This is a genomic window from Flintibacter sp. P01028 (assembly GCF_041925235.1).
Lineage (GTDB): Bacteria > Bacillota > Clostridia > Oscillospirales > Oscillospiraceae > Lawsonibacter > Lawsonibacter aceti.
The window spans coordinates 247,766-271,833 of record NZ_JBHEVC010000002.1 but is presented as its reverse complement, the minus strand read 5'-3'; the positions used below and the strand labels follow the sequence as shown (position 1 = coordinate 271,833).

Here is a 24,068-nt window from a genome sequence, read left to right as displayed (position 1 = left end):
ATTTGTCAGTCCAATCTTTTTGTCTCTTGTTATACATTCAACGCAGTCTGGGCGAAGGCTTCCACCAGTTTTATGCAGGCTTCCGCATCTCCAAGGTCGGCCATCTCAACAGGGGTATGGATATACCGACAGGGCACAGAGATCCCTCCGGTTTTTACCCCCAGGCGGGTGGTATGAATGGCGCCAGCGTCAGTACCGCCGCCGCGCATAATATCCCTTTGGACAGAGATCCCCTGTACCTGCGCGAGTCCCTCCAGCTTCGCTACCACTTCTGGGTGGCAGATGATAGAGGAGTCCATTACCTTGACAGCCGCTCCCTGGCCCAACTGAACTGTGCCTGACCGCTCTGATCCAGGGGTGTCATCTACATCAGTGACATCTACGGCAATGGCCCAGTCCGGATCAACAGCCCAGGCGGCGGTCTTAGCGCCCCGCAGCCCCACCTCTTCCTGGGAGGTAAAGACGAAGTACAGGTCGTTAGCGCTGGTCTGGATACGCTCCAGCACAGCTAGCAGGACCGCGCAGGAGATGCGGTTATCCAAATAGGGAGAGATTACGCGGCTGTCCTGGAGAAAGCAGGGGGAGTCATACACTGCCGTATCTCCCACCTGGACCAGTTTTTTCGCCTGCTCCTCGTCTCTGGCTCCGATATCAATATAACATTCATCTAGCTTCAGCTTGCCAAAATCGGCTTTTTCCTCTGGTACGACCACGCCCCGGACACCGTTTTTGAAACGAATGGGGGTATAGACAGCCTCCTTGGGGCTGATCCCCCCCAGCTTCCCCATTCGGAGGAATCCCTCCTTCTCGATGTGAGTTACGATAAAACCGATGGAGTCCATATGGGCGGCAAGCATTACCTTCGAGCCGGGTCCCTTCCGGTGAACGATGAGGTTTCCCATGGTGTCCCAGGCCACCTCATCGGCCATGGGAGAAGCCAATTCGGAGAGGATATTCCTAATATCGGCCTCATCCCCAGAGGGGCCGTGGGCAGAGCTTAACGTCTGTATCAATTCAAACAGTTCCATATGAATTACCTATTGTCCTCCCATCAAAGCTGTGCCGCCTGATCGGCCAGAAACAGTCGGGTCAGCTTCCACATATTTTCAAAGTCGGCCAAACTGCCGACCGTGGCCGGCGCATGAAGGTAGCGTACCGCGGCGGACAGAGCGGCTACCCGGACACCGGATCTGGATCGCTGAATGGTGCGGGCGTCGTTGCCTCCGGCAATATATTCCTTGGTCTGCCAGGGAATCCCGTGCTCCTCCGCCAAGCGGCGCAGATTCTCAAAAAGGTCCCGGTCATAGATGGTAGCGCCGTCCATATAGGAGATTACAGGCCCCTTGCCTGGGGCACATACTCGGCGCGCTCCCTCTACCCCAGGCAGATCGGCAGCGGTCGTGGTTTCCAGCACCAGCGCCACCTCCGGCGACACCGAGAAGGCACTCCCAAAGGCTCCACGGGTGCCTACTTCCTCCTGAGCAGTGAAGGCAAAGGTCACATCCAGGGGCAGATCCTCCTTCAACAGCTCCAGCATAATCGCACAGCCAATCCGGTCATCAATGGCCTTGGCCTTCAAGAAGCCCTGTCCAAACTCCTGGGGGGGGCCAACAAAGGAGCCGTAGGTGCCAGGCGGGACCAGCTTCTCTGCCTCTTCCCTATCCTTCGCTCCGATATCAATATAGAGGGCGTCGGTCTTTGGGACCTTCTCCTCCTCCTCCCTGCTCACCAGGTGGATGGCCTTTAGTCCAATCAGTCCAGGAATCTCATTTTCGCCCAGGACCACCGGCTTACCAATGGCCACACGGCGGTCGACACCACCAACAAAATCAAATTTTAGAAAGCCTTCCTCCGTAATCCTTGTAACAATCACGCCCACCTCATCCATGTGGGCGGCGAGAAGGAGCTTATTTTCGTTAGACTTCTTTCCACGCTTAAAAACGATCAGATTTCCTAGCGCGTCGCTGCGCAGGGAGTCGGCATATGGCTGTGCCTGTGTCTGGATAAAGTTTCGGACCGGGTCCTCTGCCCCAGAAACGCCGTTGAGTCGGCACAGTTCCTTCAGTAGCTCAAGCATAGCTGGGGACCTCCCTCCCAATGCCCCGAATAAAGGCGGCCAGAAGCTCGGCCGTCGCTTCTAGATCCCGGCAGTTGACAGTTTCCACTGGGGTATGCATATACCGCAGTGGTAGGGATAGGACGGCGGTAGCCACACCTTCCCGGCTCACCTGAAGGGGCCATCCGTTGGTACCGCTGTGACCAGCCATGACTTCCAGCTGGAAGTCCATATCCAGCTCCCGCGCCTTGTCCCGCAGCCTCTGGGACATCCAGCGGGCACAGTTTGGGCCAAGCCCAATGACAGGGCCCCCTCCCAGCCGGAACGTCTTATCTTTAGAGGCATCCGGGCTGTCTCCGTGTGTCACGTCCACTGCCACACACAGATCAGGGATGATGCCATAAGCGGCGGTAATAGCGCCGGTACTATGCGTTTCCTCCTGGGTGGAGCCTACTACATATACGTCCACATCCAGATCTTCTCCCGCCAGACGCTGGACAGTGTCCAGCAAAATGGCAAAACAGGCCCGGTCATCCAGTGATTTTCCGCATATCAGATCCTCCCCCAGTGGCACACAGCTGGTGTGATATACGGCCGGCGTGCCAACGGGGACCAGTTTTTTGGCATTTTCCTTACTCTGTCCGATGTCGATAAACAGTTCCTGAATGGGCTGGGACTTGTCCATGTCCTCTCTACTCTGCACATGGGGCGGCAGGCAGGCTACCACACCCAGCATGGGAGGATCGGTGAGAATGGTCACTTCCCGGTCTGGAAGCATCCGAGGATCTACACCGCCCAAGGATGCAAAACGGAGGAAACCGTCCTCATGTCCGGTAATGATAAAACCGATCTCATCTAAGTGGGCATCCAGTACAAGTCTAGGTGCATTTTCTTTTCCACACCGCCGGACGCCTACTACACTGCCCATTTTTTGGATCTGTACTGCGTCCATCCAGGGGGCCAGAAGCTGGGCGGCAGCCTCCGCTACCGCCCGCTCAAAGCCGCTAGGGCCCGCTAGGGCACACAGCTGCGGCAAAATGATTCTATAATCCAAGCCTATTCCTCCGCATCAGAGCGCGTTGACAAGCTCTTTAAATATTCGTCCGCGCTCCATAAAATTTTTAAATCGGTCAAACGCGGCACAGGCGGGAGATAGAACCACCACATCACCCGCGACTGCGGCCCCCTGAGCAGCGGCCACAGCGGCGGACAAATCCTCGGTTTCAATCAGTTTTAGCCCGCTGTCCCTGTAGCCCTCCGCTTCTTCCACAGCCTTTCGTATGGCAGGGGCGGTATCACCCGTCAAAATCAACGTTTTTACCTTCTTTATAATCTCCACGCCTAGCTGCGTAAAGGGGACTCCCTTATCATATCCTCCCGCGATCAAAATGAGCTTTTGATTGAAGGAATCCAGGCAGGCCATGGTGCGGGTAGGGCTGGTACCGATAGAATCATTGTAATACTTTACGCCATCCAATTCACGGACCAACTCAATACGATGTTCGACACCGGTGAATCGCTGTGCAACGGCCCGAACCTTTTTGTCTGGCACTAAGCCATCCACAGCCGCAATGGCCGCCATATAATTTTCGATATTGTGGACACCAGGAATTTGGATGTCAGCCAGGGGGAGCACCTCACGGCTGCCGATTTCATTGGTCAGCCAGATAGCGCCATCCCGGAGATAGACTCCCTCTTCCAAACTCTGCTTTCTGCTGAACAGCATGACGGCGGTCGGGGCCTGTTTGGACAGGGCACGTGTAATATCGTTATCGTAGTTGAATATTGCACGGTCACCCGGCTCCTGGTACCGGAAAATATTAATCTTAGCGGCGGTATATTCCTCCATGGTGTGATGATAGTCCAGATGGTTGGGGGAAAGATTGGTAAAGACCGCCACATTGGGGCTCTGCCCCATAGACATCAGTTGAAAAGAGGACAGCTCCACCACGACCATATCCTCCGGGGTCATACCGGCGACATCCGGGAGAAGTGGTTTGCCGATATTACCCCCCACATAGACATTATACCCAGCTTCTTTTAGAAACTCACTGATCAGCGTTGTGGTCGTGGTCTTTCCGTCGCTGCCAGTGACACCGATGATCTTACAGGGACACATCTGAAAAAAGAGCTCCATTTCAGAGGTAACGATGCTCCCCCTCTCGGCCGCCTCCCGCAGTTCAGGGGTGTTGGGACTGAGGCCGGGCGTTCGGAAAATAAGGTCGAACCGCGCCAACCGGTCCAGATAACCAGGTCCCAGATGAAGTTTAGCCCCCAGGCTCTCCAATTCCGCGGCCTGCTCCTCCACCCGTTCCCGGGGCGCCTTATCACAGACCGTGACCTTCAGACCAGCCCGAAGGAACATTCGAATCAGAGGGGTATTGCTGACTCCCATACCAATGACAGCGATGGAATAGCCATGGAGGGACTCAAGATATTCAGTAATGGTGGACACTGAAACGTCCTCCTTCCAAGTTTTTCTTTCCCAGCACTTTATATTAACATACCGGGCAAAAAAATTCAATCGAAACTGTGAGCGGCTCCATATGCTTGGAAGTTTCCAGTCCAGGAAACCATTTGACATACACTCCGTTTTCCTGTATGATAGACCAGTCAAGCAGGCTGGACAGCCGCGCGGATGGGGCGAAAGGCCCATCTGTGAGGAAAGTCCGGGCTCCACAGGGCAAGGATAACGGGTAACACCCGCCGGGGGCGACCCTAGGAAAAGTGCAACAGAGATATACCGCCTCGTTCTCCTTGAACGGGGTAAGGGTGGAAAGGTGAGGTAAGAGCTCACCCGATGGCGTGGAAGCGCCCATCGCTGTAAACTCTATCCGGAGCAACGCCGTGGAGGGACAACAGGCTGGCCCGGCCGTTCCATGGAGGCGGCTTGAGTGCGTCGGCAACGACGCATCGAGATAGATGGCTGTCTTAAAAGACAGAACCCGGCTTACAGGCCTGCTTGCGATACAGCGTTCCAGTCAGAGGGCAGGGACGCTGTATTTTTTATTTTATCCCAATTCGTCTTAGTATTCCTGGTCGGAACTGAGAATAATAGTATGAATACTATAAGAAATACTCAGAAACATGAAATAGCTGAAGGCAACTTTAGCTGTTATACGATTCTTTTTTACATTCAAGGATTATTTAATGATGAAATGTAACATCACAGAATTTTTTGCGTCCATATGGATGAACAGTATTTTATTGGACTTGAATGAACAGATAATACCCAGCCAATCTAAAAAAATGATTTGATTGATATTCTTACATAAAACCTATCAATGAATCAATGTACGTTCATTTTTGAATTAGACTTTGGGACCAAGAAATTAGGAGTTTATTTTATGGAAATTTCATCTTCTGTTACAAAGTATGATACCTATACTGGCACCAGTCAGTTCTGCATTATCATCTATGACGAGTAACAAAAAAGGGCCCTGGAGCGGTTTTGCGCTCCAGGGTCCTTATCTTATGAGAAGAATCAGTCCTGGTCCCAGTTGTGATACACAGCCTGGACATCATCATTTTCCTCCAGGAGATCGATCAGCTTCTCCATATTTTTGATATCGTCCTCAGCGGTAAGCTTGACATAGTTCTGGGGGACCATCTGGACTCCAGCCTCCAAGAAGACATAGCCTTTCTTCTCCAGAGTTTCGGTCACAGCGGCGAAGGCATCGGGATCAGTATAGACCTCAAATACCTCGTCGTCAGCCTGCATATCGTCGGCGCCGGCCTCCAGAGCATCCATCATAACAGTATCCTCGTCTAGGTCTTCCGACTCGATGACAATGACACCCTTGCGGTCAAAGGACCAGGATACACAACCAGTGGCGCCCAAGCCCTTGCCATACTTGTCCAGCAGGTGGCGCACCTCAGGGGCGGTGCGGTTGCGGTTGTCGGTCAGCGCCTCGATGATCACGGCGACGCCATTGGGGCCGTAGCCCTCATAGGTCACGTTCTCAAAGCTGTCGGTATTGCCGGAGCCCAGCGCCTTGTCGATGGTCCGCTTGATATTATCGTTGGGCATATTGGCCGCCTTGGCCTTGGCAATGACGGTGGCCAGACGGGAGTTGTTGGCGGGATCACCGCTGCCCCCGGTCTTGACTGCTACGATCATTTCACGGGCAATCTTGGTAAAAATTTGGGAGCGCTTGGCGTCGGCCGCACCCTTGGTCTTCTGTATATTGTGCCACTTGGAATGTCCGGACATGGTAATATCGTTCCCTTCTTGTGTAATGAGCGCAAATATTATATCACTCTTTATCGGCCTTGACAAGCTGTTTTCTCAGGGGATCGTCCAATCTATATAGATTACAGAAATTGCACCGTCAATTTCTTTCGGAAATGGTAAGAAGTGTGCCACGCAACAACTCTGCAAAATAAGAAAGCGAACTATCCAAACCAGATCCTGCCCGTTCAATTGCTTGAGACAAAAGAACGCCAAAAATTATAATAGAAATGGATAAAGTGATCATACCTAAAAGAAATACCCAATTTTTCATTGTTTAACCTCCTTTGGTACAATTGCTTTCAAAGTTCGCAATACTTTCCATAGACAATATAGGTGTAATTGAAGTCAGGAGATCCCAAGGCCTTTCGGATACAATGCCAGCGTCACTGGACCTGACTCCGGTCTTTGTCAGGCACCATGATACGCAGATGCCAACCCTCACCACATTTGCCCTTCTCGTCAAACACTTCGATGTCAAACCACATCTTCCGGCGCTCGATTTCCCGGAGGGTGGCGGTAGCCCACACCTTCATCCCAACGGGTGTAGGGGCCAAATGCTTGACGTGCGCTTCCGCGCCTACGGTGGTCATCCCATCGTCCAAAAATTCACGGGCCAATTCCAGAGCGGCCCCTTCCATCAGGGCCAGCATATTGGGGGTGGAAAGGATCTTGGCGCCGGCGGTTCCGATGCGCTTGGCGGTCATATCGTCTGTGACTGTCCAGGTCAGTGTATGCTGCTTCTTCTCCTCCATGGGTATTCTCCTCCTGTGTATTGTGCCCCTTCAGCGGAAGGGAGTTCCATCTTTGTCCAGTACCTCTCGGCGGTGGAAGGTAACCATGTCTGGCCGGAATTGAGGATATTCCTGGCAAAAGGCGCTGTGGATAAGTTCGGGGTTCAGGCCGGGATTCTGGGCTGACAGTACCGCATCTAGCGTCATAGTGTCGCTCTGACATTCCAGATTCCAGCCGCGGATCAAAGGAATGAGATCCACTTCTGTATATCCCTTTTTGGCTTTGTTAGATTTCTTTTGCATAATCAAACTGTCGCGGCCCAGCAGCTCCCGCATGGCAGACTCTGTCTCCTGGGGACGGCCTGCCGGATATTCCATATTCATGATGTAGTTGACATAGGCCAACTCCTTGAGTTTTCGCTGTGCTGGATAGCACTGATGGACCACGATCCCCTCCGGCATGGCGGCGGTCAATCTGCCCGGCACCTCTTCCCTGCCGGTCCCCTCCATCAGTCCAAACTCCAGTATTTCACACTGGCTGGAGTAGCCCACCGAGAGGGGCAGCGCAATGGAAACAAAGGGATGTGGATTAAACCCTTCTGTATGCTTGATCGGGATCTTGGCGCGAGCGAAAGCACGCTGAAAGGTGCGCATCAGATCCAGATGAGAGATATATTTGGCTCTCCCTGTCTTGGAAAATAGCAGGCGGTCAGCCACAGGTCCTACCTCCTGTCAGCATTTTGTTGGCCCCACAGGCCGAGCAGCGTGACCGGCAGTCTGGAGTGGTGACAGACTGGTAGCAAAGCTCCCGCTCCCGCCACAGGAATTCCCGACTGACCCCGACGCTTGGTACTGCCCAGGGGAATAGCTCGTCCTTTTCCCGGACCCGGTGGGCATAGAAGTCCCCATCCAGCCCACAGGCGGACAGAGCGTCCATCCATCGCTGGTAATCGAAATATTCGCTCCAGGCGTCAAATTTGGCTCCATGCTCCCAGGCCCATTCCAATACATCGGCTAAACGGCGGTCTCCCCTGGAGAAAATGGCCTCCAGATAGCTGGTCTGGGGGTCGTGCCAGTTGTAAGTGATCGACTTGTCCCGCTTCAGCGCATCCCGCAACAAATCCACCCGGCGCTGGTACTCCTCTACCGGGATTTGGGCCTCCCACTGGAAGGCGGTGTGCGGCTTTGGAACGAACCAGGAGGTGGATACCGTGATTCGTACTCCACGGGCCTTGTTTGGAGTGCACTCCCGCCAGGTAAAATAGACCTTACGGGCTAGGTCGGCGATGCCCAGGACATCCTCATCTGTTTCTGTGGGCAGTCCCAGCATAAAATACAGCTTTACTCCACTCCAACCGCCGGAAAAGGCGGTGCGGCAGGACTGGAGAAGGTCCTCCTCCCGGAGATTTTTGTTGATGGCGTCTCTTAGGCGCTGGGTCCCAGCCTCCGGAGCGAAAGTCAATCCGCCCTTTCGGACCCGCTGGAGCCGCTCCATCAGATTCATGGAGAAGGTATCCGCCCGCAGGGAGGGCAGAGACAGGCCAATATCCCGTGGGGCGCAGTAATCCAGCAGGTCATCACACAACTGCAGCAGACAGGGATAATCCGTGGAGGACAGGCTGGACAGTGTCATCTCCTGATAGCCGGAGTCCTCGCAGGCTTCCTTCCCATATCTGGCCAGCAGTTCTGGGCTGCGGCTTCGGACAGGGCGATAGGCATATCCAGCCTGGCAGAAGCGGCAGCCCCGGATACATCCCCGAAACAGCTCCAGCATCACCCGGTCGTGGACGATCTCGGTGGAGGGAATGATGGTCTTTACTGGGAAATAGGCTTTGTCCATGTCCTGGATGATCCGTTTTGTCACGGTGGCGGGGGCGCCCTCCTTTGGAGTGATGGCTGCCACCCGTCCGTCCTCATGGTAAGTTACCTCATAAAGCGAGGGGACATAGATACCAGGGATACGAGCCGCTTCCTGTAGAAGCTCCTCTTTAGACCATCCTTCCTCCTGGGCCCTTTGGTACAGGTCTATGTACTCCAGAGTGACCTCCTCCCCTTCGCCAAGGACGAAGAAGTCAATAAAAGGGGCCAACGGTTCAGGATTATAACAGCAGGTGCCACCAGCTACCACAAGCGGAGTAAGACCTTTCCGGTCCGCGGATCGGAGCGGCAGTCCCGCCAGATCCAACATATTCAAAACATTGGAGTAGGCCATCTCATACCCAAGAGAAAAGCCGATGATATGAAAGTCTGCGATGGGATCCCCGCTCTCCAGCCCATAGAGGAGCAGTCCCTCCCGGCGCATTTCCTCTTCCATATCGCCCCAGGGGGCATAGCAGCGCTCGCACCACACATCGGGCCTCTGATTCATGACGCCATATAAAATGCGGCATCCCAAATTGGACATCCCAATCTCATAGGTATCCGGAAAACAAAGCGCGAAACGAGTGGTCACAGAACACTTCTCTTTGACCACTGCGTTATACTCGCCGCCAGTATAGCGGGCGGGCTTTTGTACTTTGGGTAAGATATGCTCTAGTGTGCGATTCATATTGATCCTCCAGTTGAAACGCCTAGGAGCGAATCAATATAATTTTACCTTTTTCTTATCTATAAGGCAAGCCCTATTTCCCCTCTTTTTTCCTTTGGAAAAAACAGCCAGCAGCCACAGCCCAACAGATAACAGGGTGATATTTCCGTTTTTCCAGGCCAGCAGCGCCCCCGCCAGAAGCAGCGAGCCTACCAGACATCCGTCCAGCAAGGCTCCAATTTGCTCTGCCACATTCAGGCCACAAAAGACAGCCAGCAATCCATGTAAAAAACGGCCGCCGTCCAGCCTCCCGACCGGCAAAAGATTAAAACAGCCTAGAGCCAGATTCAACCCGGCGAAAAGTGTTCCCCAGCTCCAGCGGCAGCAGAGGACAGCCAGCAGCAGATTCACGCCCGGTCCCGCTAGAGCCGCCACCATCTCCTGGCCATATCCCATCGGCCTACACAGTACCATTTCCGCTCCAACAGCTGTAAGGCGGATTAGCTTGATATCTCCACTCAACAGCCGTATCGACAGGAGATGCCCCAGCTCATGGAAACAGCAGGCCAACACGCACAGCGGGACCAGCCCCTGCCGGTCCAGGTAGTTCAGCCACGCCAACATGAGGAAAAAGGGCGCTGTTACTTCCAGCTTTCCAATGCGCATTAGTTTTCCAGGACCTGGATATAGTAAATTGGATCCAGATGAGTTTTATTGAATTTAAGTTCCAAATGCAGGTGTGGCCCAGTGGCGGCGCCGGATGAGCCCACCTCCGCAATCTTCTCCCCCACAGCCACAGACTGTCCCTTACTGACACAGACCTTGTTACAATGAGCATAGAATGATTTGACGCCATTTCCATGGTCCAGTTGGAGATAGAGCCCATAGGAGTCGTCTTGGCCGACATACTCCACCGTGCCGGTGGCAAAGGCGCTGATCGGATCGCCTGTCTGTCCACCAATATCCACGCCGCCGTGAAACTGATACACACCATTAATAGGGTGGTCCCGGTATCCATAGACAGAATTTAAATGGCCAAGAACAGGGGTGACTGTTTCGAGATCTCCCAGTGAGAGCTTATCCATGGTATAATTATTGGGCAGTTCCTTCCCACTATAATCAGATTTGAGGAGCAGCGTACCCGCGGCCGGCACCACGGCTGGCTCCTCCACTGCCGCTGGCTGCTCCGACTGTTCCACAGGCTCCGTATCAAAGGAAATATCCAGCTTTGGGAGATCGGAGGAAAATAGGTTCTGGGTCAATTCCTCCGGATCCTGTCTGCCCCCTGTCAGGAGCACGATCTTTGATTGGGAGGAATCATACAAATTTCCTGCCTGCTGTGGATCTACGTCGGAACTAGAAAAACCGCCGAATACTTCTACGCAAAATTCACCAAGTTGGTCCAGCAGCGTGCCTTCCCCCCCAATCGTGGCACCAAGTTTGGAAAAAGCAGCTTTAAAATCGATATTATAGGTGATAAGCTGAACGATATCGTCCCGCACCTGAAGCAGTTTGGCTGGGAAAATTCCCTTCCCTAAAAATACGGTTAGGAATAGGACGACACAGACCAACAGCTGACGTAGACGTGTCCTCTCCTGGTTGCTGGATCCTCTACTATGCCGGCCTGCTCCGGTAGGTGAGAAATGGATATTTTTTCGGGCAGTGTGTGCGGCGCGATACATCCTGGCCCCTCCCTTTTCAGATATCGGTGATAGGTCAGTCTATTCTGAAGCGGTTTTGGATATTACACTTGACATCTTTGATGAAAGATTTTATAATATAGCAGTTAGAACTCCGGGTGTGGCGAAGCTTGGTATCGCGCTTGGTTCGGGTCCAAGAGACCGTGGGTTCAAATCCCGCCACTCGGACCAAATAATGATAATCCGAACTACATTATCCAAGTGGGTAATGTGTTCGGATTTATCATTTCTATTGAAAATGTACTTTGATTAGCAAGAATTGGGGGATTGGGAACAACATTCCAAATCCTTGCTTTTTGTTGTGCTTCTTATTATAATTATAGCAACAATACATCATTTTGTCTGCCGATTTACTCCAAGAAATTCCTCAAAAATGTTACATTTAGAGCAGTATGATATCGCTGAACGGAGGTTAATATGAAAAGAAACGTAGTTATTGTGACCATATGTTTGCTTGTATCATTCGCATTTTCCGCTTGCGTACCTGCAACCCCTAGCGACCAAACACCTGAATTTTTTAATGACATTGGAAAAACACTTAGTGAATTAAGAAATGAGTATCCCGAAGGCGAATTTATTGTAAGATTAGATGGATTCCCGGATTGTGCTGCTATATGTTTTGGGGATCCGGAGGCGGAATACGTTTCCTACTTTTTCGGAACACAGAGCGGTGATGCTGAAAAGGCTATGAACGAATATGAAGACCAGTTAAAATGCGCTGGTTTCATCACAACAGCAAATGTACTTTTTCCAGACATGGAAGATGACATGTCCTTTGAAGATTTCTTCTCCTTGATTGGTGTCGATGATTATGAGTACTTCGGAGAAGACACGATAACCGCAGAAGGCTGGTTAAGATTCATGTATAGTGGTATGGAAGTAATGGTGAACACAAACGAAGCCGTTGCTGGCGGCGGATGGGATATCACAGGAGCAGAAAGAGTAAAGAGTAATGCTCCGGTATCTGTTGTAGACCAAGAAATATCAAATACCAATCTAGACTTAGCTGAGACGGTTATGTTCGATTAGACTGTGGCATGAGAACACATCGCTACAGCTGGCGTGTATTTAATCCTTGAGGGATTAGCAAAAAATAATGGTTGCTAAATAAGTAAACCAGGAGGGAACATCATTTCAGATGTCCCCTCCTTTATTATGCGTGTTTGTATTATTTAGACTTTAGACTGTTGCCGTGCTTTCCACTCTGCAAACTCTTGTTTCCAGGTTATCAGTGGCCGTATTTTTGGCAGAGATACTGGATGGCGCGCCGGTAGCCCTCGAAGCCCAGTCCGATAAAGGACTCCTCGCAGGCCATGCCCGCATAGGAGATTTGCCGAAATGGTTCCCGGCTGTTCACATCGGAGAGATGGACCTCTACCGCCGGCAGCGCCACCGCCTTTAGGGCATCCAAAATAGCTACGCTGGTATGGGTATAGGCGGCTGGGTTGATTACGATACCGTGCATTCTGCCATAGGCAGATTGAATTTTATCCACAATCGCTCCCTCATGATTGGATTGGAACAACTCCACAGACACCCCACTCTCCTGGGCTGCCGCCTGGATAAATCGTTCCAAGGCGGCAAAACTCTGGTCGCCGTAAATGTTCGGCTCCCGGATACCTAACAGATTCAAGTTTGGACCATTGATTACAAGTAGATTCATAGCTCCAGCCTCCTGATGATCTCGTCCACTGTTTCCTCTACTGTACCTTGGTTGTCAACCGTAAGGTCAGCCAACTGACTATATAGAGGTGCGCGCTGCCGGTAGAGCTCCTCCAGAGAATGGAACTGGGATACCGGACGTCCATCCGTGGGGAGCAGTTCCAAGTCCCGGCGGAGATAAATAACTGTGGAATTTTGGCGGATAGGGTCCCAGTTCTCACGTTTGGTGACGATTCCGCCGCCGCAGGCAATGACTTTACCTGACTGCTTGGCCAGCTGACAGAGGGCCTGATGCTCCCTGCTTCGGAAGCTCTCCTCCCCTTCCCAGGAAAATATCTCCGGAATAGAACAACCGCTGTTGGCAACGATATGCTGGTCAATATCTTCCAGGGGCCGCCCCAGACGGCGGGCCAGCACCTGCCCTATCGTAGTCTTTCCGCAGCCCGGCATCCCAATCAGAAGAAGATTGAGAGCCTGACGTTCAATACAGGCGGTGATTTCCACCACCCTGCTGTCCTGAATCGTTTGGCCTAAAAACCGCTCCGCTGCCGTTTTGGCCTGGGCTACCAGCATTCCTAAGCCATTGGCCCAGAGCATTCCTCGTCTAGCACCATCCAACAGGAACCGGGTCCGGCTTGGGTTGTAAATGAGGTCAAAGACCTGGCCGCAATGTGGAAATTGCGCCAAGTCCACAGGAGAAGCCTCTACATTGGGATACATCCCCACTGGCGTAGCGTTCACAATCAGTTCCGCATCCTGGTGCCGCTCCAGATTTTCGTAATTGTCCGGTCCTTTGCGGGATATCCCTACGGCCTGCCCAACGCCTAAATCCGAAAGGACCGCATGGACAGTGAGCGAGGCTCCTCCACTTCCAAGTACAAGCGCTTTTTTTCCTCTTATCTGGGCCCCGGCTGAACGAAGCAGATACAAGAAACCGTCATAATCGGTATTATCCCCATACAGTGTCCCATCAGGTCCCTTGATAATGGTATTGACACTGCCGATCCGCTGGGCCGCAGGGGAAAGCTGGTCACAGAATCTCATCGCTGTTTTTTTGTAGGGAATCGTCACATTGAGTCCGCGAAACTGCCCTTGACGCAGGAAGGGCCCCACCTGTTCTGGAGACAGCTCCACTAGTTGGTAATCATAGCCCCCCAACTGCCGGTGGATTGCTGGGGAGAAGCTGTGAGCAAGATGCTCCCCCAGTAGTCCAAATTCCAGATGACGCGGGACCATCAGCAGATGACCTCGTTATAGGTCCCAAGGTAGCGGAAGTACTCGCTCTCCTCATCCAGATCTTGGAACAGACGTTCCATCTCCGGGGCGTATACAGAGCACTCCAGATCGAAGTAGAACATGAACTCAAATTCCCGGTCCGGAAGCGGGCGGCTCTCCAGCTTGCGAAGGTTGATCCCCAGAGCATAAAATTTGGACAGTACATGGTAGAGCGAGCCTGGTCTATGGGGCAGGGTCATCATCAGCGAGGTACGGTCCGCTCCGGGATATATTTCAGGGATTTTTGAGATACAAATGAACCGGGTATAGTTGTTATCCTGGTCCTGAACATTGGTCTGAACCAGATTGAGACCATACTCCTCGCCACAGAAGCGAGAGGAGATAGCGGCAACATCGGTACGGTCAGATTGTGCCACCATACGGGCGGCCACCGCAGTATTTTCTACCATGGTCACTTTGATGTTCTTCATTCCAGCCAGATAGTCCGCGCACTGGCTGATCGCCTGCTCATGGGAGAACACCTCTCGAATGTCACCTAGCTTCGTCCCGTGCTTGGCAAGCAGATTGTGGCTGACCTTCAGGCGGACAGAGCGGACAATGGAAAAGTTGTGCTGGATCATCAGATCATATATCGCGTTGACGGAACCGGCGGTACTGTTTTCGATGGGCAGTATTCCATATTGGCACATGCCGCTCTCCACCGCTTTGAATACATGATCGAAGGTATCAAAATAGAGGATCGTAGGAGATTTAAAGATGCTGTCGCAGGCCATCTGGGAGTAGGCGCCCTCTATCCCCTGGCAGGCCACGGTGGCCCGCTGGGGAAAGAGCGCCGGGGTCTCAGCCAAGGCCGTCCGGATGGTTTCATAGACCTGGGACTTCACCCCGCCACACTGGTTCTGATAGGAGCGGCCCACCGCCAGGATGGCACGAAATACAGACTCTGTGTAATCGGCCAGCTCCTCACCAGCCTCCGCCCCTACCTTGGCCAGCAGCACCCGTTCTCTGCCGGCATCTAAGGTGGGCAGTCCGTTTTTCCTTTTGTATAGAGCTACATCTCTGGAGACAGCCATCCGCTGTTTCAGCAGGTCTACCAGTTGGCTGTCAATGTGGTCAATTCGCTCCCTTAAGTCATTCAGATTGTGCTCCATGGGAAATCTCCTCCTAAATTTTTATCCTAGATATGGTCGGTATTTTGATCCAGCAGGGCGTCCAGTACGACGGCGGCAGCGACAGCCTCTACCACTGGCACCGCCCGGGGTACGATACAAGGGTCATGGCGGCCGGTGATGTGAAGCTCCTCCTCTGTGTGGGTAGAAAGGCGGACCGTACGCTGAGACTGGGCGATAGAGGGGGTAGGTTTAAAGGCAACTCGGAACAGGATAGGCATCCCATTTGATATCCCACCCAGTATTCCACCGGCATGATTTGTTTCAGTCCGGATAGCCCCATCCTCCAAAATAAATGGGTCGTTGTTCTCTGATCCCCGCAGGTTGGCGGACTGAAAGCCGGTGCCAAACTCCACGCCCTTTACAGCCGGGATGGCGAACAGGGCCGCGGCCAGTTGGCTCTCCAGGCCCTGAAACATGGGAGAGCCTACCCCGGCCGGCAGCCCGGTGACCATGCACTCTACAACACCCCCTACCGAGTCCCCTTCCCTCTGCGCCTGGAGGATGACCGCACGCATCGGCTCCTCCACATTGGGGTCTAGGACTGGGAATGAGGCCGCCTGAACCCGCCGCAGCACTTCTGTCTGTTCTCCCAGTGGGTCAAATGGCTTATCTTCTATCTGTGCGATAAAACGAATATGGGCCCCAATGGCAATCCCGCGTCGGGACAGGAGCTGGGCGCAGATGCCGCCGGCGATACAAAGGGGGGCTGTGAGCCGCCCAGAAAAGTGTCCGCCGCCCCGCACATCCTGATGGCCACCATATTTGATCTGGGCAGTAAAGTCTGCATGTGCGGGGCGCGGCTTATCGCATAGGTCATTGTAATCCTGGGACCGAATATTGGTGTTCTCGATGATAGCGGTCAGAGGCGCTCCACAGGTCTCTCCCTCCAGCAAACCACACAGAATACGAGGGATATCTCCCTCCTTTCGAGCGGTAGCGGTAGTGTCCCATCCAGGGGCGCGACGATGGAGAAAGCGTTGGAGTCCCTCCAGATCCACGCTCTCGCCGGCTGGCAGTCCATCCACTGTCACGCCGATCACCTGGGAATGGGACTGCCCAAAGATAGAGATATGGATATGCTTACCGAAGTACGAGGCCATGTATATTCCCTCCTAACACTTGAAAATGCTCCCAGAAATTGGGGTAGGACTTGTTTACGCACTCCGCACCTAAGATAGTTACTGGCTTCTGGCAAGTCTGGGCGGACACAGCGGCCATCATTGCAATGCGGTGATCGTTTTGGCTGTCAACCATTTCGCCTCCCATCAGGCTGTCCCGGCCCCGGATGGTAAGGCTGTCCTCCCCTTCCCTAATATCCGCTCCTAAAGCAATCAGAGCTGCCGTTACTGAATTGAGGCGGTCACTCTCCTTCATTCTAAGCCGCCCAGCGTTATTAAAGCGGCAGGTCCCTTTCCGTACCGCGGCCATTGCGGCCAGAGGGGGTACAAGATCAGGGTACTGGGACATGTCCAGATCCACATCACCTGGCCGCGCCAGTTTCCAGTAGAAGGAGGCCACAGCCTTGTCTCCCTGGGCGGAGGTGGGGTTCAACCCCTGAATCGTAATCTGTCCACCCAGAAAATTGGCGGCGTACCAAAAGGCTGCCTGGGACCAATCGGATTCCACAGTATAATCCATCGCCTTGTAAGCAGTCTTTCCTGTGATGTGAAAATACTTTATAGTATTGTGAAGCTCGGTCACTGTTACCCCTGCGCCTGCCAGGGTATCCAAAGTCATGGCGAGGTAATCCCGGCCCTCTATGTGGGTAGTAGGTACAATGCGTGATATCCCTGACACCAGAGGTAGAGCATAGAGAAGACCTGTAAAAAATTGGCTGGACACATTTCCGGGTAGCTCGTAGTCCCCTGCCTTCAGTTGTCCAAGGACTGTCAATGTATCCCCCTCCCTGTTCCAGGAGATCCCCTTTTCATGGAACAGGTGGATGTAAGGCTCCTGGGGCCGCTCCATCAGCCGGCCCCGGCCGGTAAATATCCCGCCTCCTGCTACCGCCAAGGCAATCGGGATGAGAAAGCGCAAGGTAGAGCCCGACTCTCCACAGTCAAAGTGTGGCAACTCCTTTCCCGGCTGGAAGATCCCCCCCATACCGGTCACCTCTAAGGTCCGCTCCCCCTTCCGCTCCCAATGTGCCCCCAGGGCACCGATACAACTCAGGGTAGCGAGGATATCCTGGGAAATGGCCACATTCTCCAGCCTGCTCCTGCCCCTGGCCAGGGCAGCGGCCAGAATGACCCGGTGTGTCTGACTCTTACTGGGTGGCGGAGTTACCCTGCCCTGTAGTTTGTTTGGAACAATGGTCACATCCATAAGCTCATCTCCCGTACATACACTTCAGCAGTCCCAGCAGCTCATCCCGAGCCATCTTTCGGTGTACCGCCTGCCCCAGCTTTTCCAGGACGATGAGGGATATGTGGTCCCCGGCGTTCTTCTTATCTAGTCCTACCGCCTCTGTCATAGTCTCCCAGGGGCAGGGAATGTCCAAGGGTAAGTCAAATTTTTTCAGAAGCTCCTGAATGCACTCCACCGTTTCCGGTGGCGTGACGCCCAGCTCTACGCCAAGTTGGGCGGCCCAGTTCATGCCAGCGGCCACTCCCTGCCCGTGAGTCCAGGTTTCATAATGTCCGGCCAGCTCAAAGGCATGGCCGACAGTGTGTCCAAAGTTCAGTAGCTGGCGCAAGCCGGTGTCCCGCTCGTCCTCTACAACCACCCGGCGCTTCAAGTCGCAGCAGGTATAGACTACATCTACAATGCGCTCCATCACTCTCACCCGGCTCCCGCACCGATTCAGGAGTTCAAACAACTTCCGGTCCAAGATACAGCCGTATTTGATGACCTCGGCCATGCCGTCGGAGAAGGTCCTGTCAGGCAGGGTATCCAGGCAGCCTGGATCGATGATTACCAGGCTGGGCTGCCAGAAGGCTCCTGCTAGATTCTTGCCAGCCCGCAGATCAATGGCCACTTTTCCGCCTACGGAGGAATCGACCTGGGACAGCAGGGTGGTAGGGATCTGGACATAATCTACCCCGCGTAACAGGGTGGCTGCCGCAAAGCCCGCCAAGTCCCCCACTACGCCGCCCCCAAGAGCTACCACAGCATCCGTGCGGGTCATACCAAAGGCCATCATCTTTTCCCAAAGGATAACAAGCTGCTCCGCGCTTTTTGACGCCTCCCCAGCAGGGACGGTAAGGCATTGAATCTGAAAGCCCATCTGCTCCAGGCTGTCTGCCGTCCGCGCCAAATACAGGGGCAGAACTCTGCTGTCGGTGACGATTGTCAGCTTCCGGGCGTTGGGGATCGCCTGACGGCACAGTACACCAGCCTGGTCCAGAGATCCCCGCCCAATCTTGATCTCATAGGGCCGGGAGGTATTGACGGCCAATGTTTTCATAGTCAGACCTCCTGGGCCGCCGCCCGAATGGCATAGACGGCCTTGACCACATCCTCAAACTGCTCTGGACGAAGGGACTGGGCCCCGTCGCATAGAGCGCGTGGAGGGTCATTGTGGACCTCGATGATCAGGCCATCCGCCCCGCAGGCCGCCGCCGCCATAGCCATGGGTTTGACATAGCGGGCCACACCAGTTGCGTGGCTGGGATCCACGATGACAGGCAGGTGGGTCAGCTCATGGAGCACGGTCACGGCGGACAGATCCAGTGTGTTCCGGGTCGCTGTTTCGAAGGTCCGAATCCCCCGCTCACAAAGAATGATGTTTTCGTTGCCGCTAGCCATAATATATTCTGCGCTCATCAGTAGCTCCTTGATGGTATTGGCCAGACCGCGTTTGATGAGGATCGGCTTCTGGGTCTTTCCCAGTTCCTTGAGTAGCTCGAAATTCTGCATATTCCGAGCACCAACCTGAATCACGTCCACGTCCTCGAACAACGGCAGGTGGTTGGCGTTCATGATCTCGGTGACAATAGGCAATCCAGTCTCCCTCTTCGCTTCCAACAGCAATTCGATGCCATCCGCCTTCAATCCCTGGAAATCATAGGGAGAGGTCCGGGGTTTGAAGGCTCCACCCCGGAGCATGGTGGCCCCAGCGGCCTTGACGCTTTTAGCCACGGAAATGATTTGCTCCTCGCTCTCCACCGAGCAAGGGCCGGCGATCATAACAAAGTTGCCGTGCCCCACCTTGACGTGCTCCTGGCCTACTTGGATAATGGAGTCCAGGGGATGGAATTTCCGGTTGGCGCTTTTGAAGGGTTCCGACACACGCTTGACTCCCTCTACAATATCCAGCCCACTGACCAGGCCCTCGTCTAGCTTGCTGGTATCTCCAATCACACCGATAATTGTCGAGTAGTCCCCGGTAGAAACATGGGTTCGGAGGTCCTGGGCCTCGATCCACTGAATCAGATCCCGGATTCGCTCTTCCTTTGCGTTCTGCTTAATGATGATAACCATGATGCGCTTCCTTCCTTTCCTCTGCGCTCTCCACCGGGTCATAAAAAATGACCTGCGGTGAAGCGTTTGTTCACCGCAGGTCATTCAATGTTCCAACACTCCGCCTAAATTGCGGAGGGGAGCCGTCTGTTTGCAGCAAAAAACACTTTTACCTTTTTTGCACGAAAGCCAAAAAAGTAAAAGTAGCTAAAGAAGTAAGCTGCAAACTGCTTCATAAAAGCGTGGCTCCTTTCCTCAAAATGTATATTGGTTATTTTTATGGTAGCACTGGTCATTCCGTCTGTCAATTCAAAAAATATATTATTTTTTACAAACAATTTTATTATACTGTCAAAAATATATTCAAATAATACAATTCAGAGTATCAAGACGATTGTATTGACCGATAGAATACTCAGGTCGCAGGGTATCCGTTAGCAGTCGCCCGTCCTCCTGCTTTACTCTATTTTTACTGTCTATTCAACAATCACTCCTGAGCCTGACTGTGTTGGTGGCGATTTTCTGCCGGAACATCTGGTCGTGCTCTACAAAAAGCAAGGTAGGCTGAAAGTCCAGAAGCAGGTCCTCGATTTGAATGCGGGAAAACAGGTCGATATAGTTCAGCGGCTCGTCCCAGATATAGAGGTGGGCGCTTTGACACAGGCTGACCGCCAATAGCACCTTTTTCTTTTGACCCTCGCTGTATCCGGACATATCCCGTTCAAACAGAGCACGGGAGAAATCCAGTTTTCGTAAGACAGTGAAAAACCTCGTCAGATCTATCCCCTGTCTTTCCGCCCATTCTAAGGGGCTGCCCTTCAGATGGTCCGTTTTTTGGGAGACATAGGATATCTTCAATCCAGACGCCCGCCAGAGTGTTCCAATATGGGACAGATTCTCCCCCAGGACAGCCCTGAGCAGACTCGTCTTTCCGCTTCCGTTTCCCCCATCCAAACATATCCGATCACCACGTTTTAGTGTAAAGCTAACTCCCTTGCAAGCAGGACTTTCCTCATAACAAACCGCAAAATTGCGCAGCTCCAGGATTCGCTCACTGTGATAGTCCAGCGGTGTTAGCTTCAAGCTGTCCGCACACTCTACATCCCGGAGCAGGGCAGACTTTTCCTGGATGGCGCTCCGCTGCCTGGCCTCAAGGGTTTTGGCCCGCTTCATCATTTTAGCTGATTTATGGCCGATAAATCCACGGTCTACCCGCGGTCCTGAATTCTTACTGTTAAATTTGCTCTGTTCCGTCCGCTCCGACCAATCGGATGCCCGGCGGGCTGCCTGTTCCAGTCGCCGGATATCCCTTTTCAGCTTCTCATTTCGCTCCTGCTCTCCCCTGTCCCGGGCCTCTTTTTCCTGAAACCAGGTAGAAAAATCTCCACGCATCAGTTCCGGGCCTGTCTGGTTCAGCGCCAGCACATGGTCGATACAGTGATCCAGGAAAGCTCGGTCGTGGGAAACCAACAAAAAACCCCGGCGCGTATTTTTCAGATAAGCGGCTACCAGTTCCCTTCCCTGGACATCTAAATGGTTGGTGGGCTCGTCCAGCATGGGATAGCTGTCCTCGTCAAGGAAAATGGCGGCCAGAGCGGCTCGTGTCTGTTCTCCCCCGCTTAGACTGTGAAACGGCCGGTCCAGTAGATCTTCCCCCAGTCCAAGGCGTGAAAACTCCCTGATTAACCGCCACTCGTCCACATCCTCCATCCCATCTAACAAGACCTGCCGGGTAGGAAGGTCCATGTGGAGCACCGGTTTTGGATAGCGGCGGCATCGTCCAGGGAGAATGATCTGGCCCACGCCCTCCAATTCTCCCTCTAACAGGCGAAGCAGCGTGGTCTTGCCCCTGCCGTTGCGGCCTACCAGCCCCAGTCTCCAGTTGGTGTCTAGCTGCAGGTCCAACCCTTCAAATACCGGCGTATAGTCGCCCTCGTAGGTAAATCCAAGGTCTTGTATCATGATCTGTGACATAAGACATTCCTCCTGTCGTATCAAAAGTAAAAGCCGCAAGAGGGTATTCCTCTCGCGGCAGACAACGACAGAAAGACAGCCGGAAATTCCGATGTCATTCCTCCTGTTTGACCGAAAGCAGGTACGAATCCCTCTTACGCCTGGTACGACAGACCAGGGCCACAGAGGTGGCCCGAAGTTGTCATACCATATTCAGCAAGAGAGATTGCGCATTTTCCCGCCTCCGTTTCTTTCATATCGCGCCTATCATAGCACAGGAAAAAATTGATGTCAATAGAGTGGAAAAAGCTCCTTCTTTACATTTGGACTGATTGGTTTCCAACTCCGTCGATTTCACTATGCATTAAATAGAGCAGAAAAATATGATAAAATAAATTTGAAACTGATATCAGTGGATAATAAATTTCATTGCAGAGGAGCATAGGATATGGATTATTGGGGAGCAATCTTGTTTGGTGTGTTTATATATGCTGTTCTGTGCCTTATTATCGCTGTTATACGGTCACTGCTTTCTCAAAGAAGCACTAAGAAACAGAAATTCAAAAAAACATTTTGGACTTGGTTCCTTGAAGCACTTAACCCATTCCATTGGTTTTGGTGATTATTGATTAGCTCCCTGTGGACAATATGCCTCTCTTTGTCTTTTCGACAAAGGGAGGCATTTATATCCTAAATCAGCCCGAAGGAAAAACGGGAGAAAAAAGCCAGGAACTAAACAGTTCCTGGCTTTCACGCTCTAGGGTGGGCTTTGAGATAGACATCTTTGAGCTTTTGGTTCAGCAGCTTGGAATATATCTGGGTGGATGAGATGTCGGCATGGCCCAGCATCTCCTGGATGGAGCGCAGATCAGCGCCGTTCTCTAGCAGGTGTGCCGCAAAAGAGTGCCGCAGGGTATGCGGAGTGATGTCCTTTTGGATTCCAGCCTTCTCCTGGTAATATTTAATGAGTTTCCAGAAACCCTGACGGCTCATCCGTTCCCCGTTCATATTGACAAAAAGGGCGGTCTCTTCCACATCCTCCACCAACTGGGGACGGACATTATGTACATATTCGCTCAGTGCACGAATGGCGGTCTGGTACAGAGGGATGATTCGCTCCTTCCCCTTACTATAGCATTTAAGTACCCCGCCCGGAAGATTTAGATCATCCAAATTCAGGTCGATCAGCTCACTGACCCGGATTCCGGTGGCATACAACAGCTCCAGCATAGCTCGGTCCCGGTAACCCTTCAAATCTGTACAATCAGGCTGCTCTAAAAACAGCTCGACTTCCTTTCCAGTCAGAACCTGGGGCAGTTTACGCTCCACCTTGGCCGGGGCCACCCCCTTGGCCGGATTACGGTCCACTTTCCCAAGGGCGATCAGACAGTTATAAAAAGATTTGATAGACGCCACAGAGCGGGTTACCGTGGCGGGAGACTTCCCCTTTCGTACCAAGGATTTGGTGAACCCCTCTACATCTTTGGGTAACACCTCAGTCAAGGACACACCGCTATCCTCCATAGACTGAGCGAATTGATGAACGTCACGGACATAGGAACTGACCGTGTTTGCCGAGGCGTGTTTTTCAGTTTTCAAATAGTCCTCATACACTGTCAAAAGCTCAGACACGTTCCTATGCTCCCCTACAATGATTTTACAACACAACACGGGCAGCTGCCCGAAGAAGAACTGGGATCACATGGTATTCTACTAGGCCACACAAAAGGATCAGGATGAAGCTGACTGTCAGCTTTCCCCAATAGACTGGCGCGAAGGGTAGTGCGTTGCGCCCATCACCAAGGCCACGCAAAAGCAGCTTGCGCGAACCATTCAGCCCTTGGACACCAGAGAGAAAAAGAGCCGGTCCCCACAACAGCGCTGGCAAGCCAAACAAAAACAGGGCGGGCAGCAAGCCAGAAGATCCGAATACACGGCAGAAGCAGGCCACAGAAAAAGCGAAGAAAAAACCCCGCACCCCAAAAAGTAACGGCAGACCCACCACACCGATCCCAGTAAGGCCGAGCAAAAAAACAGCAAGCAGGTACCGAAGCTCCTCCCACAAGCCGGACCAAAAGTTATGAAAGAGGGCACCATCTCTGACCAGCCCCAGGTAATCCCGCAGATAGTCACACAGCTCCTGTCCACCCTGCCCGTCTGCCAGACTGGCAAAGATGGAACCGCAAAGTCCCCCCAATAAAAAGAAACCTGATAAAATAGCCAAGGGGACCCATTGTTCCGACGGCAAGTCCCATTTTTTTCGTTCCCTCTTTCCCATCGCTGTCACCTCAAGATAACCTTATGAGAAAGGGGAAAAAAATAGACATGGAAAGCTCAAAATAAGGCCCACCATTTTCTATATTCTTAATATAGCCTCTTCTTCCGCTTCGCGCAAG

Annotated in this window: 22 protein-coding genes, 1 tRNA gene and 1 other RNA gene; 3 read left to right on the top strand and 21 right to left on the bottom strand. The window is 52.8% G+C overall.

Annotated features, from left to right (window positions below):
• Positions 1-29: 29 nt before the first annotated feature.
• From ACEVJK_RS05550 to murD, 4 genes are read right to left on the bottom strand one after another with little or no spacing between them, the layout of a single operon-like run.
• Positions 30-1,028 carry a M42 family metallopeptidase gene (locus ACEVJK_RS05550; RefSeq protein ID WP_374740173.1) on the bottom strand — a complete coding sequence of 333 codons (999 nt, stop codon included), beginning with the start codon at positions 1,026-1,028 and terminating at the stop codon, positions 30-32.
• A gap of 23 nt (positions 1,029-1,051) precedes the next feature.
• A complete protein-coding gene (locus tag ACEVJK_RS05545) occupies positions 1,052-2,077 on the bottom strand; it encodes a M42 family metallopeptidase (RefSeq protein WP_374740172.1) in 1,026 nt (341 codons plus the stop codon).
• A complete protein-coding gene (locus ACEVJK_RS05540) occupies positions 2,070-3,110 on the bottom strand; it encodes a M42 family peptidase (protein ID WP_340405721.1) in 1,041 nt (346 codons plus the stop codon). The genes ACEVJK_RS05545 and ACEVJK_RS05540 overlap by 8 nt, the downstream gene beginning before the upstream one ends.
• 15 nt (positions 3,111-3,125) lie before the next feature.
• The gene (gene murD / locus ACEVJK_RS05535) at positions 3,126-4,511 is read right to left on the bottom strand and encodes a UDP-N-acetylmuramoyl-L-alanine--D-glutamate ligase (protein WP_240287670.1); all 1,386 of its coding nucleotides are present in this window, start codon (positions 4,509-4,511) and stop codon (positions 3,126-3,128) included.
• Positions 4,512-4,670: 159 nt separating this feature from the next.
• On the opposite strand from murD, the gene rnpB reads away from it, so the two are divergent.
• An RNA gene (gene rnpB / locus ACEVJK_RS05530) (RNase P RNA component class A) lies at positions 4,671-5,025 on the top strand.
• Between the two features lie 515 nt (positions 5,026-5,540).
• Here rnpB and ACEVJK_RS05525 read toward each other — a convergent pair.
• The 7 genes from ACEVJK_RS05525 to ACEVJK_RS05495 form a co-directional block, all read right to left on the bottom strand.
• Positions 5,541-6,269, bottom strand: coding sequence for a YebC/PmpR family DNA-binding transcriptional regulator (locus ACEVJK_RS05525; protein WP_240287672.1), 729 nt, complete (start codon positions 6,267-6,269; stop codon positions 5,541-5,543).
• Between the two features lie 118 nt (positions 6,270-6,387).
• Positions 6,388-6,561 (bottom strand): hypothetical protein, encoded by a 174-nt coding sequence (locus tag ACEVJK_RS05520; RefSeq protein WP_186852582.1) that lies wholly within the window; start codon positions 6,559-6,561, stop codon positions 6,388-6,390.
• Between the two features lie 112 nt (positions 6,562-6,673).
• Entirely contained in the window at positions 6,674-7,042 is a 369-nt protein-coding gene (locus tag ACEVJK_RS05515; protein ID WP_147571787.1) for a thioesterase family protein, read from the bottom strand.
• A 30-nt stretch (positions 7,043-7,072) separates the two neighbouring features.
• Positions 7,073-7,738: a TIGR03936 family radical SAM-associated protein gene (locus tag ACEVJK_RS05510; RefSeq protein ID WP_186852583.1), complete on the bottom strand. Its 666-nt coding sequence runs from the start codon at positions 7,736-7,738 to the stop codon at positions 7,073-7,075.
• Entirely contained in the window at positions 7,731-9,569 is a 1,839-nt protein-coding gene (locus ACEVJK_RS05505; protein WP_147571789.1) for a TIGR03960 family B12-binding radical SAM protein, read from the bottom strand. The genes ACEVJK_RS05510 and ACEVJK_RS05505 overlap by 8 nt, the downstream gene beginning before the upstream one ends.
• Before the next feature lie 33 nt (positions 9,570-9,602).
• Positions 9,603-10,214: a peptidase M50 gene (locus tag ACEVJK_RS05500; protein ID WP_340405722.1), complete on the bottom strand. Its 612-nt coding sequence runs from the start codon at positions 10,212-10,214 to the stop codon at positions 9,603-9,605.
• The gene (locus tag ACEVJK_RS05495) at positions 10,214-11,230 is read right to left on the bottom strand and encodes a M23 family metallopeptidase (protein ID WP_374740170.1); all 1,017 of its coding nucleotides are present in this window, start codon (positions 11,228-11,230) and stop codon (positions 10,214-10,216) included. Before ACEVJK_RS05495 ends, ACEVJK_RS05500 begins: the two co-directional genes overlap by 1 nt.
• Positions 11,231-11,342: 112 nt before the next feature.
• On the opposite strand from ACEVJK_RS05495, the gene ACEVJK_RS05490 reads away from it, so the two are divergent.
• Positions 11,343-11,419 (top strand) — tRNA-Pro (locus ACEVJK_RS05490).
• A 246-nt stretch (positions 11,420-11,665) separates the two neighbouring features.
• Entirely contained in the window at positions 11,666-12,277 is a 612-nt protein-coding gene (locus ACEVJK_RS05485; RefSeq protein ID WP_147571793.1) for a hypothetical protein, read from the top strand.
• A 199-nt stretch (positions 12,278-12,476) separates the two neighbouring features.
• Here the strand turns inward: ACEVJK_RS05485 and aroQ are convergent, their stop codons facing one another.
• From aroQ to ACEVJK_RS05435, 10 genes are all read right to left on the bottom strand, one after another.
• Positions 12,477-12,911 (bottom strand): type II 3-dehydroquinate dehydratase, encoded by a 435-nt coding sequence (gene aroQ, locus ACEVJK_RS05480; RefSeq protein WP_340405717.1) that lies wholly within the window; start codon positions 12,909-12,911, stop codon positions 12,477-12,479.
• Positions 12,908-14,146: a shikimate kinase gene (locus ACEVJK_RS05475; protein WP_374740169.1), complete on the bottom strand. Its 1,239-nt coding sequence runs from the start codon at positions 14,144-14,146 to the stop codon at positions 12,908-12,910. Before ACEVJK_RS05475 ends, aroQ begins: the two co-directional genes overlap by 4 nt.
• Positions 14,146-15,297 carry a prephenate dehydratase gene (pheA, locus tag ACEVJK_RS05470; protein ID WP_240287686.1) on the bottom strand — a complete coding sequence of 384 codons (1,152 nt, stop codon included), beginning with the start codon at positions 15,295-15,297 and terminating at the stop codon, positions 14,146-14,148. The genes ACEVJK_RS05475 and pheA overlap by 1 nt, the downstream gene beginning before the upstream one ends.
• A gap of 26 nt (positions 15,298-15,323) precedes the next feature.
• A complete protein-coding gene (gene aroC, locus ACEVJK_RS05465) occupies positions 15,324-16,418 on the bottom strand; it encodes a chorismate synthase (RefSeq protein ID WP_240287688.1) in 1,095 nt (364 codons plus the stop codon).
• The gene (gene aroA / locus ACEVJK_RS05460) at positions 16,399-17,643 is read right to left on the bottom strand and encodes a 3-phosphoshikimate 1-carboxyvinyltransferase (protein WP_374740168.1); all 1,245 of its coding nucleotides are present in this window, start codon (positions 17,641-17,643) and stop codon (positions 16,399-16,401) included. The genes aroC and aroA overlap by 20 nt, the downstream gene beginning before the upstream one ends.
• A 4-nt stretch (positions 17,644-17,647) precedes the next feature.
• A complete protein-coding gene (gene aroB / locus ACEVJK_RS05455) occupies positions 17,648-18,724 on the bottom strand; it encodes a 3-dehydroquinate synthase (protein ID WP_147571771.1) in 1,077 nt (358 codons plus the stop codon).
• A gap of 2 nt (positions 18,725-18,726) precedes the next feature.
• The gene (gene aroF, locus ACEVJK_RS05450) at positions 18,727-19,740 is read right to left on the bottom strand and encodes a 3-deoxy-7-phosphoheptulonate synthase (RefSeq protein ID WP_240287690.1); all 1,014 of its coding nucleotides are present in this window, start codon (positions 19,738-19,740) and stop codon (positions 18,727-18,729) included.
• A gap of 459 nt (positions 19,741-20,199) precedes the next feature.
• A complete protein-coding gene (abc-f, locus tag ACEVJK_RS05445; protein WP_374740167.1) occupies positions 20,200-21,693 on the bottom strand; it encodes a ribosomal protection-like ABC-F family protein in 1,494 nt (497 codons plus the stop codon).
• A 729-nt stretch (positions 21,694-22,422) separates the two neighbouring features.
• On the bottom strand, positions 22,423-23,304 hold the full coding sequence (gene xerD / locus ACEVJK_RS05440) for a site-specific tyrosine recombinase XerD (RefSeq protein ID WP_374740166.1): 882 nt from the start codon (positions 23,302-23,304) through the stop codon (positions 22,423-22,425).
• Between the two features lie 25 nt (positions 23,305-23,329).
• Positions 23,330-23,950, bottom strand: coding sequence for a stage II sporulation protein M (locus ACEVJK_RS05435; protein ID WP_262670316.1), 621 nt, complete (start codon positions 23,948-23,950; stop codon positions 23,330-23,332).
• Between the last annotated feature and the right edge of the window lie 118 nt (positions 23,951-24,068).